Annotated in this window: 11 protein-coding genes and 2 rRNA genes; 3 read left to right on the top strand and 10 right to left on the bottom strand. The window is 42.9% G+C overall.

Annotation, left to right across the window (positions count from 1 at the left end; all coding sequences use genetic code 11):
* Positions 1 to 48: 48 nt before the first annotated feature.
* Positions 49 to 1158 (bottom strand): transposase, encoded by a 1110-nt coding sequence (locus tag AXF23_RS11590; RefSeq protein ID WP_107625391.1) that lies wholly within the window; start codon positions 1156 to 1158, stop codon positions 49 to 51.
* A 187-nt stretch (positions 1159 to 1345) separates the two neighbouring features.
* Between AXF23_RS11590 and AXF23_RS11585 the strand changes: the two genes are divergently transcribed.
* From AXF23_RS11585 to AXF23_RS11575, 3 genes are all read left to right on the top strand, one after another.
* Complete coding sequence (locus AXF23_RS11585; protein WP_009012652.1) at positions 1346 to 2092, top strand: MlaE family ABC transporter permease; 747 nt, start codon at positions 1346 to 1348, stop codon at positions 2090 to 2092.
* A gap of 137 nt (positions 2093 to 2229) precedes the next feature.
* On the top strand, positions 2230 to 2628 hold the full coding sequence (locus tag AXF23_RS11580; protein ID WP_107625390.1) for a four helix bundle protein: 399 nt from the start codon (positions 2230 to 2232) through the stop codon (positions 2626 to 2628).
* Between the two features lie 52 nt (positions 2629 to 2680).
* Positions 2681 to 3448 carry an ABC transporter ATP-binding protein gene (locus tag AXF23_RS11575; protein WP_107625389.1) on the top strand — a complete coding sequence of 256 codons (768 nt, stop codon included), beginning with the start codon at positions 2681 to 2683 and terminating at the stop codon, positions 3446 to 3448.
* A gap of 1067 nt (positions 3449 to 4515) precedes the next feature.
* On the opposite strand, the gene AXF23_RS11570 is transcribed toward AXF23_RS11575, so the two are convergent.
* The 9 genes from AXF23_RS11570 to AXF23_RS11525 all read right to left on the bottom strand — a co-directional run bounded on the left by AXF23_RS11570 (position 4516) and on the right by AXF23_RS11525 (position 14693).
* Positions 4516 to 4920, bottom strand: a complete 405-nt coding sequence (locus AXF23_RS11570; protein WP_107625388.1) for a hypothetical protein — start codon at positions 4918 to 4920, stop codon at positions 4516 to 4518.
* A gap of 17 nt (positions 4921 to 4937) precedes the next feature.
* A complete protein-coding gene (der, locus tag AXF23_RS11565) occupies positions 4938 to 6251 on the bottom strand; it encodes a ribosome biogenesis GTPase Der (protein ID WP_009012649.1) in 1314 nt (437 codons plus the stop codon).
* A gap of 386 nt (positions 6252 to 6637) precedes the next feature.
* Entirely contained in the window at positions 6638 to 7519 is an 882-nt protein-coding gene (gene era / locus AXF23_RS11560; protein WP_107625387.1) for a GTPase Era, read from the bottom strand.
* A 187-nt stretch (positions 7520 to 7706) separates the two neighbouring features.
* Positions 7707 to 8726 carry a beta-ketoacyl-ACP synthase III gene (locus AXF23_RS11555; RefSeq protein WP_107625386.1) on the bottom strand — a complete coding sequence of 340 codons (1020 nt, stop codon included), beginning with the start codon at positions 8724 to 8726 and terminating at the stop codon, positions 7707 to 7709.
* Positions 8727 to 8728: 2 nt separating this feature from the next.
* Positions 8729 to 8914 (bottom strand): 50S ribosomal protein L32, encoded by a 186-nt coding sequence (rpmF, locus tag AXF23_RS11550; protein WP_009012646.1) that lies wholly within the window; start codon positions 8912 to 8914, stop codon positions 8729 to 8731.
* A gap of 22 nt (positions 8915 to 8936) precedes the next feature.
* Entirely contained in the window at positions 8937 to 9455 is a 519-nt protein-coding gene (locus AXF23_RS11545) for a YceD family protein (RefSeq protein WP_013264881.1), read from the bottom strand.
* Between the two features lie 352 nt (positions 9456 to 9807).
* Positions 9808 to 10974 (bottom strand): sensor histidine kinase, encoded by a 1167-nt coding sequence (locus AXF23_RS11540; protein WP_107625385.1) that lies wholly within the window; start codon positions 10972 to 10974, stop codon positions 9808 to 9810.
* A gap of 404 nt (positions 10975 to 11378) precedes the next feature.
* Positions 11379 to 11491, bottom strand: a 5S ribosomal RNA gene (gene rrf, locus AXF23_RS11530).
* Positions 11492 to 11790: 299 nt separating this feature from the next.
* Positions 11791 to 14693: ribosomal RNA gene (locus AXF23_RS11525) — 23S ribosomal RNA — on the bottom strand.
* Between the last annotated feature and the right edge of the window lie 383 nt (positions 14694 to 15076).

Genomic DNA, 15076 nt, shown 5'->3' with positions numbered 1-15076 from the left:
CGACTTGTTCTCAAAGGTGCTATACCTCGCTTTTGAAGGAGCACTCCCCTATTCTTCTCCTGTAGTATATCTCAACAATTCCTGCTCATCGGCTACTGTCCATGGTTCATTGCAAAGGGCTGCAGACATCGCATTGAGCGACCGACACAGTTCACGGGTTATGGTTCTGCGCTCGTGATGATATTCCCAAGGGGCTAACATGAGGAGCCGTCCGTCGCAACAAGCGTCAAAGTACTGCCCAGGAGGTTTATAGAGAGGTGGAAAACCGTTTTCTAACAAGACTATAAGCGGGAGTTTCTCCTCCAATGCTGCACGTGCTATTTCTTTTTCTCCAGCCGATATACAGGGACTAACAAGTACCCCTCCCTCTCGTCCTCGTGCAAGGAAGTATTCCTTTTGCAAGGCTATAAGGCACAGATTCTCTGGTGTCTTATTATTATGACAACGTACCTGCAGTCTTATTGGGTGCTCCAGTAACCACTGATTTCCTATAGCAGAGAAAGTTCTATCACCTACTTTCAGACTATTCACGACACGAAAGAGCTGCGGATTATCCCGCTTCATCGCCAGCCGTCGTGGGTTATCAGCAATATATCTGAACATATTCTCCAGCTGTCCCTTCCCTCTCAGTACGCTGTCATGATAGCCCGGTGCAAAGAGCATGCCGTGTTCTGGGTGCTTGCAACCTCGCTGTTTCGCCCCTTCTCCGCATCGTCCATTCTGTCCTTGCTTCTGAGGCATTGCCTCAGAACTCCCCAACACCAACCGCCGATACGCCCGATTACAGCCCACCTTGAACCCATTGATTACCTTCCCCAGGTGTACAGCCATCTCATGTGTCACAAAGAGGATGCCGTGTATATGGTCCGGCATAACCTGAAAGGCAAGCATACTCACCTCTGAATAATGCTTAGGAATCTCTCTCCAACAACGCTCGACCTCACTCCCCAGCTCTGTTGGCTCTATGTAGGCGGATGCTACAGCTGCTGTCCTTCGCATAAGCCTACCCAACAGCGGCTGTCTTCCTTCCGTACAGAGCGTTATCATATAGATACACCGCCCTTGATAGTCATGCCCTTTAAGCCTCCGTAGCAGCGACGCCACACGCTCACGACGCCAGCCTACCCCTTCCACATATATTGCAGGATTACTTTTCATAGCTTTAAACCCATAGTTTGTCACGCACAAAGATACAAATATAATCCTAAAAGAGCTATACAAAAGTGGCAAAGATACTATTTACAAAAAGCGAAAGTAGCCTTCATGACTATTAAATAATGTCTTTCTTTTCTATTTCTACGATATTTTGGTTAAATTTGCACTTTGAACATCAAACAGAAAGAACATGCTTTTATTTAAGTGGCTGAACACATTCGGTAATTATCTTATGTTGATGGGACGGTCATTCAGTAGTCCCGAACGAATGCGAATGTTCCTAAAACGATATGTTAAAGAGATGTCTCAGTTGGGCGTAGACTCAATAGGTATCGTCCTTCTCATCTCTTTCTTTATAGGTGCAGTTATATGTATACAGATTAAGCTCAACGTGCAAAGTCCTTGGATGCCACATTGGGTTTCTGGTTATGTGACGAGAGAGATTATGCTCTTGGAGTTCTCCAGCAGTATTATGTGTCTGATTCTATCGGGTAAGGTAGGCTCAAACATTGCTTCAGAGTTAGGTACCATGCGTGTAACACAGCAGATTGATGCATTGGAGATTATGGGTATCAACTCTGCCAGCTACCTCATCTTGCCTAAGATATTAGGTCTTATCACGATTATGCCATTCCTTGTTATCTTCTCTGCGGCAACGGGTATCATCGGTGCATACGCCACGGCCTACCTCGCACATATCATCACACCAGTAGACCTGACTGCTGGTCTTCAACATGATTTCAACCCATGGTTTATGTGGATGAGTATCATCAAGGGATTCTTCTTTGCCTTTATCATCTCAAGTGTTTCGTCATTTATGGGCTACACGGTGAAGGGAGGAAGTGTTGAAGTTGGTAAGGCATCTACGGATGCAGTAGTTTGCTCAAGCGTCTTGATTCTCTTCAGTGACGTTTTCCTCACACAGATGTTGAGTTGATATAGGAGTTAAAGAAGTTAAGGAGTGAAATGGAGTTAAGACAATACCATCATTTGTATAGTACCAGACAACTACTTATCATTTTAATCCTTAACTCACCACAAGCTATTAGACTCTTATACTAAATTAGCAAACTTATGTACAACTATCCTCAGACATATAGCTTTGAAAGAATAATTGCATGGCAGAAGACCCATAGCTTTGTTCTTTATGTATATGAAGTTACGAAACTATTCCCTTCAGATGAGAGGTTTGGACTAACATCTCAATTCCGGAGAGCAGCTATCTCTATCGAAGCAAATATAGCAGAAGGATATAAGAGACTTGGACAACAGGACAAATTACGTTTTATGAACATTGCACAAGGAAGTTTAGAGGAATGTAGAGACTATATTATACTATCTCGTGATTTACGATATATTGGCATGGAACAATATAAACAGCTTCATACTAAGATTGAAGAAGCAAGTAAGTTGCTCAATGCATATTGCTATGGTATTGCTAACAACCATGCTATGAATGATTTAGATAAATAAACATTTGTCTTAACTCCATTTCACTCCTTAACTCCTGACTAATCCCCATAATATGATTGAAGTAAAACATCTATTCAAGTCATTCGGTGACAAAGAAGTGCTGAAGGACATTAATGTCGTTTTTGAAGACGGAAAAACAAATCTCATCATCGGACAGAGTGGTGCGGGAAAAACCGTACTAATGCGTTCACTCACAGGACTGATTGAGCCTACTAAGGGTGAAGTGCTGTATGACGGACGTAACTTTGTCAACATGTCAAAGAAGGAACAGATTCTTATGAGACGTGAGATGGGTATGATTTTCCAAGGTTCTGCACTCTTCGACTCGCTCACCGTACTGGAAAACGTACGCTTTCCATTGGATATGTTCTCAGATATGACTGCGCAAGAACGCGATAAAAGGGCTATGGAATGTCTTGACCGTGTGAACCTGATAGGAGCTGAACAGAAGTTTCCTGGTGAAATTTCGGGTGGTATGCAAAAGCGTGTAGCTATTGCTCGCGCCATCGTTATGAACCCAAAATATCTTTTCTGCGATGAGCCAAACTCTGGTCTTGACCCTAAGACATCACTGGTCATTGACGAACTTCTGACGAGTATCACGCGAGAGTTCAACATGACTACCATCATCAACACCCATGACATGAACTCTGTGTTGGGTATTGGTGAGAATATCGTCTTCATTGCAGATGGTAGGAAAGAATGGCAAGGTGATAAAGAATCGGTTATCACATCCAAGAACGAGAAACTTAACGACCTCGTCTTTGCTTCTGATCTATTTAAGAAGGTAAAGAATGTGGAGCTATCTGAGGAAGAATAGAGGATATCGGTTTGTCATAAAGTTTATGGTTTTGGGTTGTTGGAGACAATCCCAAACCATAGCTATGGATGACTAATTCTGTAGCTTAATTAGTACTTACCCATAGTACGATTGGTGTTAACCATCAACAACGACACGTGTTGGCTGTCAAAGACTAATTTGTCGGGCTTAATCCTTCGATTAATACGACTGAACAAAATCCCTAAATCAATTTTCCTGTCATATCTGTCATGCCATGCTCGCTCATAAACCACTCTATAACAGACTCCTACGAAAAGTGTTAAAAATGACAGGAAACGAAAAATAAACTTTTATAGTATATAGTGCTATTATATACTACTTACTATCTACGCTTTCTATTCTCCAAGTTCTATAAGCTTGCCAATGCTGTTTTGTGGTTCTTCCGTTAAATGTGTAGATTGTTAATAGAATGAGATTAATCCACATACATGGTAAGCTTACCTCCAATAAGATTGTTTTATAAGGGGGGTAAACTATATGATAAATGTAATTAGGTGTGATGCCTATCTGGCATCTATAACCTGCTTATTCCTTTATTAAATCATGTTTGTAAACTATTTTTGTACATTTCAAACCCAATACATGCTCTTTTGGCTTCTAAAAGACGCCCTTTTGGCTTGCAAAAGATGCCCTTTAAGACCCTTGCTAACGCCCTTTTGAAGTCCAACTATGCACCTTTTACTTTATACTTGGTAACTAATTGATACTCTGTTGATTGTAAACCTGCTTCATGTGTGTATTTTTGCCGTTAGCTATAGGTGTTTTCCTTGAAATTATGTAATGATTTTTCAAACCTTTGTCTGCAGGTTTTCGATGTCTTAAAACGAAAAGATTTTCAATGAAAGAGGATGAAAATAGGATAGATAGTTGACTGTCTCAGCTATATTCGTGTTTAATGAGTAACTTTGGCTCTTACGTTAAAGCACTACGAAAAGCGTCCACACATTTAACGAAAGAACCTGATTTGTAACCTAACACAAAGCGGATGACAAATAAAAAGAGGATTGCCTTTTATCAGCAATCCCCTTTATATGTAAACGATAGAACTATCTCATCAACCATTTTCCATGTACCTTTACCATTGGCACAACAAACTGCTCAGTTGTCTTGTCACCATAATGGAAAAGTAGGAAGGCACTGGCTGTACTGTCTTTGGCAGAAAACACTGATGAAGTCAAAGATACTGAGTCGACACCTTTATGGTCTTCTTTCTGCTGCTCAACGAATTGACGGAAATTAATCAAGAGCTGTTTACGATAACTATCAGGCAATTTCTCTACACGATTTTCACCACTTAAAAAGGCATCATACTTACCTTTTAATAATTGCTCATAATAGTGCTTGGCAGCCTGACCAGCCAGTCTACCGTGATCTATCTCATCCTTCTTCTTGCTACATGCCAATAACAAGCATGGTAAAACAAGAAGAAGAGAATACAGAACTCGTTTCATTGACATTCCTCCTACGGCTACTTCTGACGAACAAACACATTGATTGGACAACCATGAAGGTTCCAGTTCTCACGAATCTTATTCTCTAAGAACCGACGATACTGCTCCTTGACATATTGTGGAAGGTTCGCATAGAACACGAAAGATGGTATCTGTGTGTTTGGAAGCTGTGAGCAATACTTAATCTTGATATACTTTCCCTTCACAGACTGTGGTGGGGTTGCCTCGATGATAGGAAGCATGACCTCGTTTAACTTCGTTGTACCAATATGTATTGTGCGGTTCTGATATACTTGCTTTGCTGTTTCAAGAACCTTAAAGATACGTTGTTTGGTCAGTGCTGAAGCAAAGATAATTGGGAAATCAACGAATGGTGCCATACGGCTCCGGATAGCATTTTCAAAGGTGTCGATGACTTTCTGCGTCTTATCCTGTACCAAGTCCCACTTATTCACAACGACAACAAGACTCTTGTTGTTACGCTGTATGAGCTGAAAGATATTCATATCTTGTGACTCAATGCCTCGAGTTGCATCCAACATAAGAATACATACGTCCGCATTCTCAATACTTCTGATAGAACGCATCACACTGTAGAACTCCAAGTCCTCGGTTACTTTGTTCTTACGACGGATACCGGCAGTATCAACAAGATAGAAATCAAAACCAAACTTAGTGTAACGTGTATAGATACTATCACGTGTTGTACCTGCTATCTCGGTCACTATATTACGGTCTTCACCAATGAACGCATTGATAAGACTTGACTTTCCTGCATTAGGACGACCTACAACTGCAAAACGAGGGATATCTTGATCAACGATTTCATCTGGTGCATCTTTCAGATTCTCAAGTAGTGTATCGAGCAAATCACCTGTTCCTCCACCCGTGGCAGCACTGATACAGATAGGATCGCCTAAACCAAGCTTATAGAATTCGGCTGCCTGATAATACTCACCACTATTATCTACCTTATTGGCTACAAGGAGTACAGGTAGTTTGGTGCGTCGAAGAATCAATGCAACATCCTCATCCCAGTCGGTAATGCCGGTTTCCGTATCAACAACAAAGAGTACAAGGTCGGCCTCTTCAGTTGCCACAAGGACCTGTTTGCGGATTGCGTCTTCAAAAATATCATCTGACTTCACAACCCAACCACCAGTATCTACGACAGAGAACTCACGACCGTTCCATTGACACTTACCATATTGACGGTCGCGTGTGGTACCTGCAGTATCACTTACAATTGCATGACGTGTTTGGGTTAATCGATTGAATAAAGTGGACTTACCTACGTTTGGGCGTCCTACGATAGCTACTAAATTTGCCATTTATATTGGTCTTTTCCCTCCTCATAACTCTTGATTATCTTTATTACTACCATGAGAAGGCCCAGATGTGGTCAGGCATCCGATGAATATTTGCCGAGGATGACCATTCCCCAGCCCTCGCATCGTGCGAGAGTATACCCTACTAAGCAGTTAGGGCGATTTTCTCTTATTATAAAGGTAGGCTATAAACCTTATTGGGCTTATTTGCTTTATTTTCTTATTAGCCTTATTAGCCTAATTGGCCCTATTAGCCTAAGACACTTATTAGCCTTATTAGCCCTATGGGGCTTATTAGCCTTATTAGCCTAATTTCCCCAATAAGATTTCTCTCATCCCTCCTTTTTTAGGCATTCCTCTCCTTCTAAGGGATCGATGAGGCCCCTTTTCTACTCCGGATTATAGCCGAAATGCTTTAGTTCCTTCTGTGAGTTACGCCAGTCCTTATCCACTTTCACGAAGGTCTCAAGGAATATTTTCTTGTCAAAGAAACGTTCCAAACTCTTACGAGCCTCAGTAGACACCTTCTTGAGGGCCATACCCTGATGTCCAATGATTATTCCCTTTTGACTATTACGTTCCACATAAATGACCGCATTGATACGGATTTGGCGGTCATCCTCCTTGAAGCTCTCAACAACAACCTCAACGGAATAAGGGATCTCCTTATCGTAATAGCGCAGAATCTTCTCTCGGATAATCTCTGAAACGAAGAACTTTGCAGGCTTATCTGTCAACTGGTCCCTATCAAAGAAGGCTGGGCTCTCAGGCAATAGTTCGTGAACACGCTTCAAGAGAATATCTGTACCAAACTTATTCTTAGCTGAGATGGGAAGTATCTCAGCATTTGGTAACAGTCCATGCCACTTCGTCACAAGGTCGCCAAGCTTCTTCTGATCACTCTCATCAATCTTATTGATAAGTAAGATGACTGGTATTGACATCTTGGCAACCTTCTCAAGAAAGTCCATATTCTTCTCAGGATCTTCTATAACATCGGTCACATAAAGTAAGATATCAGCATCTGCCAAAGCTGATTCTGAGAATTGAAGCATCATCTCCTGCATCTTATAATTGGGTTTCAACACTCCTGGCGTATCTGAGAAAACGATCTGCGAATCCTCTGTGTTGACAATTCCCATTATACGATGACGTGTTGTCTGAGCCTTGAAAGTAGCTATACTGAGTTTCTCACCAACGAGTTGATTCATCAGTGTACTCTTTCCGACATTTGGATTACCTACGATATTTACAAATCCTGCTTTGTGCATATATACTATATCCGACCATCTCTTCCTAAAAGAAGGGACTTTTGAAAAGTTCTGTTATAATATTAACTTAAGAAACGGACGTGAGACAATATCTCAACAACCATATTCTTAATCCGATTTTAATAGAAAAGCGCACCTATCTTATTATGAAAGAAAGATGCGCTCTTTGTATGATAACTTAAAGTCTTTACTTCTTAACCGCCGCAGAGACACCGTCGTATGCCCACTTAAAGTAAGCTGCACCGTTAACGAAACCTGCACCGAAGGCAGTGAATATAATCTTATCACCCTTCTTCAGTTGTGACTCATAATCCCAAAGAACAAGTGGCATACAAGCAGCACTGGTATTACCATAACGCTGAATGTTAACCAACACCTTCTCCATTGGGACACCTATGCGTTTTGCAACAGCCTCGATGATACGAAGGTTCGCCTGATGACAAACAACATAATCAATATCGTTCTGTGTCAAGCCATTGCGCTCCAACAGTGTTGCGCAATCTTCGCCCATTGCCGTTACTGCATAACGGAAGACAGTGCGCCCCTCCTGGTAGGTATAATGCAAACGATGATCAACTGTGAAACTTGAAGAAGGACAAACTGAACCACCAGCCTTTACGTGGAGGAATGGAAGGCCCTTACCATCTGTACGATGATAAGAATCAATCATACCAATACCCTCTTCCGTTGTTCCTTCTAACATGATAGCACCTGCACCATCACCGAAGAGAGGACATGTCGCACGATCACGATAATCAGTTATTGCTGACATCTTATCAGCACCGATAACTATGATACGCTTATGACGACCACTCTGGATCATATTGCAAGCTACATCGAGTGCATACATGAAACCGCAACAAGCAGCAGCTAAGTCAAATGCGAACGCATTCTTTAATCCAAGCTTCCCTAAAACGATAGAGGCTGTGGAAGGATGCGGATAGTCAGGAGTCGTTGTAGCAACAATGACAGCATCAATACTATCTGGATCAGCACCTGTCTTCGTCATCAGGAGCTTAGCTGCTTTACGTGCCATATAAGACGTACCGAGGCCTTCCTCTGTAAGGATGCGGCGCTCCTTGATACCTGTACGAGTAGTAATCCACTCGTCATTGGTATCAACCATACGAGACAATTCCTCATTGTTGAGGACATAGTCTGGCACATATCCAGCGACACCTGTTATAATCGCATTGATATTACTCATGCTTATTCAGCTGTTTCTTTTACGACAGCAACCTTACCGCGATAGTAACCACAAGTTGGGCAAACTGTGTGATAAACATAATAAGCACCACAATTAGGGCATAATGCCAATGTAGGAGCTACTGCCTTATCGTGAGTTCTTCTCTTGAGTGTACGAGTCTTTGACTGTCTTCTTTTTGGATGTGCCATAATTCTTTAAACGTTTAATATTTTATTTTTTCAATTTTAATAGAGCTTCCCAGCGCGGATCCATCGCCTGCTCGTCTTCCTCACCGCTTCGGGCGGCAGAGTACTCCTCAAGAGCTCGTACCATAGCAGGGTTGCATTTTCCAGGTGCATGCACATGCTTGATAGGGATTGCGAGAGCTATGAATTCGTAGAGGTACCATGCAACATCGAGTATTCCTTCGTCCTCGGCCACCGTTACAAGGTCGTCCTCTTCTGAGTTTTCTTTTCCTAACTTAACTTCGAGACGTTGTGTTGTCTCTATTGGCTGCTCTACTGGGTCGAGACATATATCGCACGGAACCATTACCGTACCTGCCTCATGGAAATCAAGGGTAAAGAAATCATCTCCTGTACGCACAATATCAAGAGATACATGCACACGTCCTTGACTCACTTCAGGAGCGTCAACTGCCTTAAAGTAAGCGTCATCCAGGTCGAACTCAAGGTGATTTACACCTTCTTCCAGACCCTTCAAATCTATTTTAAGGGTTTCTAAGTCCATAATTGGGTTGCAAAGTTACGAATATTTTTCTGATTATAAGCAAATTATAAGTAAAAAAAGTAAGAACACATGTGTAAGTCTTATTATGCTCTTTCGCTTATACCCATAATCAAATGATGTTTTGTGTAGTATATTCATTGAAAGACAAAGTGATTTTTCATTTATAACGACGGTTCTAACAGAGTACCTACCACATCCTTTCTATGGGTCAATAAGCAATAAAATTTAAGGCCTTTGATTAATATATCTTAATTACTTTCGTATAAAAAAGTGTGTTTCTTCATGAACAAAAACATTTATTCTCATGAAAAAAATATTTTTTCTCATGAAGAGAAATTCAGAACATGGAATCTTACCCCTTTCGAAGTTCTATTCGAAAGGTGGTACCTTTACCTACTTCTGAGCTTTGAACATATATCTTACCATGGTGATACTCTTCTACTATACGTTTAGCGAGACTCAAACCTAAGCCCCAGCCTCGCTTCTTAGTCGTAAATCCAGGTCGGAACACATTACTTATATCTTTCTTTTTAATTCCTTTACCCGTATCACTTACTTCAACGATAGCACGCTTGTCTGTCTCTTCCAGACGTAACGTTATACTACCTAACTTTCCCCCCATCGCATCAACAGCATTCTTACATAGGTTCTCAATTACCCACTCAAAGAGAGACGCATTTATATTAATGATAACATCTTCTTTAGGTAGTTCTGTCTTCATCTCTATCTTCTTTGAGGTACGACGATCCATATAATCAACGACATGGATAAGAACCTCATTCAAACAGGATGGAACGGGTTCAGGGATTGAGCCAATCTTCGAGAAACGGTCTGCTATCAATTGTAATCGTTTTACATCCTTATCCATCTCAGGCAAGAGTTCATCGTCTGGATAAGTTTCTTTCAAGATTGTCGACCAAGCCATTAAGGAAGAAATTGGTGTGCCCAATTGGTGTGCAGTTTCTTTACTTAATCCCACCCAAACTTTATTTTGCTCCGCACGCTTCGATGTCAACAAAGCAAAAATAGCAACAATAACAAATAATAGTACCACTCCTAACTGTACGTATGGATAAACGGCAATACGCTTTAACATCAAAGAATCGTCATAACATACATCTATATAATCATGATGATTCTTACTCAAAGAAATGCGTATTACCTGTCCAGATGCCTTCATCTGTTGTCCGTATGATGTTACAAACGCAATACTATCTTTAGCATTTCGTGCCTTAATCTCTATATTACGATATTCTGTGACAACTCCTTCGTTATTCAACACAACAACAGGAATAGTATGATTCTCGTCTAAAACTTTCAAAACAAGACTTAAATCAGTGTTTTCATCTGCAGCACTTAATGATTTCATCGCTTCTGCCCACACCTGCATCTTACTCTTTTCCTGTTCAGCCAAGTCATGTGTCAAAGAGCGTGACACAAGCAACGAAGCTACAGCTATAAGAATTGCTGCAACTACTAAGAAAATCTTTACTTGTCGAATCCTATCGGTCCACTGCATATAAAGAATTAACGAAAAGAATAAAAGAATATTATAAAAAATGACTTAATCCTATAACAAATTACTCAACAAGCTTAATTTGTAAATTTAACTTATTATCCTAAAACTATTAGGCTAATTAGCCCAATTAGAGTTATAAGCCTTATTAGCCCCATTAGACTTATAGGCTCTATAAGGCCCATTAGGCATATCAGCCCCATACTATTAAGCCCATAGCCCCTTAGACTTATAAGCCATATAAGGCCCATTAGGCATATCAGCCCCATACTATTAAGCCCATAGCCCCTTAGACTTATAAGCCATATAAGGCCCATTAGCCTAATAACCATCCCTCGTAAACTCTACCATCACGTACCAACAACAAAAAAAGAGCCTTGAAGATTTCTCTTCAAGGCTCTTGTAAAAGAAGGCGGCCACCTACTCTCCCGCATTGCATTGCAGTACCATCGGCGCAAACGGACTTAACTTCTCTGTTCGGAATGGGAAGAGGTGGGACCCCGCCGCAATAACCACCTAATATTTCTCTCGGTTGACTAATTCACAGTTGACAAGTTGAATAGTTATTTGTCTTTATCCTTGTCTTCTTTCTGTCTTCTTATCAGTAGAGCCGTTGTTAAACATTGTCCATAGAACTAATAACTTGTTTACTCGTTAACTCGTTATCTTGTCAACTCGTCTACTGACTTGTCAGCCGTATAAGGTGACGTATTTCCACAAGCAAAACATATAGAACTCATATCTTCCTATCAAGAAGATTACACAGCTCAAAGTCTGAGTCACTGGTCCCCGCACTCCAAACTTTGGAGGCGGAAGACCCGAAGAAAGTTTCGGGCAATTAGTAGTGCTCGGCTTTGACGTCACCGTCTTTACACCTACACCCTATCAACGTCATCGTCTATGACGACCCTTATGAGGAGTTCTCATCTTGCGGCTGGCTTCGCACTTAGATGCTTTCAGCGCTTATCCAATCCAGACTCAGATACCCAGCGGTGCACCTGGCGGCACAACTGGTAAACCGGAGGTCTGTCCAACACGGTCCTCTCGTACTAGTGTCAGCACCACGCAAAACTCCAACGCCCACGATAGATAGAGACCGAACTGTCTCACGACGTTCTGAACCCAGCTCGCGTGCCACTTTAATGGGCGAACAGCCCAACCCTTGGGACCTTCTCCAGCCCCAGGATGTGACGAGCCGACATCGAGGTGCCAAACCACCCCGTCGATATGAGCTCTTGGGGGGGATCAGCCTGTTATCCCCGGAGTACCTTTTATCCTTTGAGCGACGGAGTTTCCATACACATCCGCCGGATCACTATGCCCCAGTTTCCTGCCTGCTCGGCATGTCTGCCTCCCAGTCAAGCGCCCTTATGCCATTGCACTCTATAAGGCCGGTTACCAATCGGCCCGAGGGCACCTTTGGAAGCCTCCGTTACACTTTTGGAGGCGACCACCCCAGTCAAACTACCCACCAAGCAGTGTCCGCGCCACAGGCGCGTTAGACCTCAGACAGCCAAAGGGCCGTATTTCAAGGATGGCTCCACGAATGCTGGCGCACCCGCTTCAAAGCCTCCGGCCTATCCTACACATCGGATGACCAAGGTCAATGCTAAGCTGTAGTAAAGGTTCACGGGGTCTTTTCGTCCCATCGCGGGTAATCGGCATCTTCACCGATACTACAATTTCACTGAGATCATGGTTGAGACAGCGTCCGGATCATTACACCATTCGTGCAGGTCGGAACTTACCCGACAAGGAATTTCGCTACCTTAGGACCGTTATAGTTACGGCCGCCGTTTACTGGGGCTTCAATTCAATGCTTCCTATTGCTAGTGACATCTCCTCTTAACCTTCCAGCACCGGGCAGGTGTCAGGCTGTATACATCATCTTTCGAGTTTGCACAGCCCTGTGTTTTTGTTAAACAGTTGCCTGGACCTATTCTCTGCGCCTCATATTACTATGAGGACCCCTTATCCCGAAGTTACGGGGTCAATTTGCCTAGTTCCTTAACCATGAATCTCTCAACGCCTTAGTATATTCTACCCGACCACGTGTGTCCGTTTGCGGTACGGGTCGCAGTATCATTAAGTTTAGCGGATTTTCTCGGAAGTATGATTACCTGCACTCAACTCTTCCCGAAGGAAATGCTGTACTTTCGTGTTTCAGCTCAAGTGGTGGATTTGCCTGCCACTATCATAACCTACGCACTTAAACGCCCTATTCCGTCAGGGCGCGGCAGTGTCACTGCTCCGTCTCCACGTCACTGATAATGCGAGTTGCGGAATATTAACCGCATCTGCCATCGCCTTCGCCATTCGGCTGAGACTTAGGACCCGACTAACCCCGGGCTGATTGGCATCGCCCGGGAAACCTCGGTCTTTCGGCGAAAGGGAATCTCACCCTTTTTATCGTTACTTATACCTACATTTGCTTTTCCATAAACTCCAGGATCAGTTACCTTCACCATTCAACGTCGATGGAATGCTCCCCTACCGATACTTTTAATATACATTACTATCCCGCGCCTTCGGTATCTGACTTATACCCGATTATTATCCATGCCCGGACCCTCGACTAGTGAGCTGTTACGCACTCTTTGAATGAATGGCTGCTTCCAAGCCAACATCCTAGCTGTCACGGGGACCAGACTTCGTTAGACTAACTTAGACAGAATTTCGGGACCTTAGACGGCGGTCTGGATTCTTCTCCTCTCGGGGACGGACCTTAGCACCCGCCCCCTTACTGCACATCTGCTGTCCATAAGCATTCGGAGTTCGTCAGGTCTCGATAGGCGGTGAAGCCCTCTTGACCTATCGGTCGCTCTACCTCTTATGGAGATCGATGCACGCGGCACCTAAATGCCTTTCGGGGAGTACGAGCTATCTCCAAGTTTGATTGGCCTTTCACTCCTACACTCACCTCATCGGGAAGCTTTTCAACGCTTATCCGTGCGGTCCTCCATTCGGTGTTACCCGAACTTCAACCTGGGCAAGTGTAGATCACTTGGTTTCGCGTCTACCCCATCTGACTTGACGCCCTATTCAGGCTCGCTTTCACTGCGGATACGTAACTCTTGTTACTTATCCTTGCCAGACATGGTAACTCGTAGGTTCATTATGCAAAAGGCACGCCGTCACCGCTTACGCGGCTCCGACCGCTTGTAGGCGCATGGTTTCAGGAACTATTTCACTCTCCTAATCGGAGTGCTTTTCACCTTTCCTTCACAGTACTCGTTCACTATCGGTCTCACGGGAGTATTTAGCCTTACCGGATGGTCCCGGCAGATTCGCGCAGAATTTCACGTGTTCCGCGTTACTCAGGATACCACTACGTCTCGTCATGCTTCGGATACAGGATTATCACCTTCTATGATTCTACTTTCCAGTAGATTCTCCTCACAATCTAAGTACGACAACGTGGTCCTACAACCCCTGCTAAGCGTTGCCACAAAGCAGGTTTAGGCTCTTTCCCGTTCGCTCGCCACTACTAGGGAAATCATTAGTTTATTTTCTCTTCCTAGAGGTACTAAGATGTTTCAGTTCCCTCCGTTCGCCTCACTACGTCTGTAGTGATAACAGGTCTTCAACCTGCTGGGTTGTCCCATTCGGAAATCCTTGGATCAAAGGTTATTTGCACCTACCCAAGGCTTATCGCAGCTTATCACGTCCTTCATCGCCTCCGTGAGCCAAGGCATCCGCCATGCGCCCTTTCTTACTTTCTTCGCCTTCTTTGTAATTACTTACAAAGAATGTAGCTCATACTTTCAGCTGTTGTGTGATTCTAAACATTATGAAGATTAATCTTCATGAATGAGAATACTAACTCTTCCTATATAATAAGGAATATTAGTTCTACTTACAGTCTTGCTTGTGTCAATATGTCAAAGATCTTGTGCTGTTACTCTTTGTGTTCTGAGGCAGTGCCTCAGAAGCATGGAACAGCTAAGTGGAGGGTAAGGACTTGAACCTTTCATGTGAGCCTTAAACTCTTCTCTCCTACATTTATATAATACAGAGTCATTGCAGTACAAGAAGAAAAACGAACCAAAGGTTCTTTTATTTTCTTGATTACCGTTAACTTGTTGACATGTATACTTAAATACTT

This window comes from Prevotella sp. oral taxon 313 (assembly GCF_003043935.1).
Taxonomy (GTDB): Bacteria; Bacteroidota; Bacteroidia; order Bacteroidales; family Bacteroidaceae; genus Prevotella; species Prevotella jejuni.
This window is presented reverse-complemented; position numbering and strand designations above follow the sequence as displayed.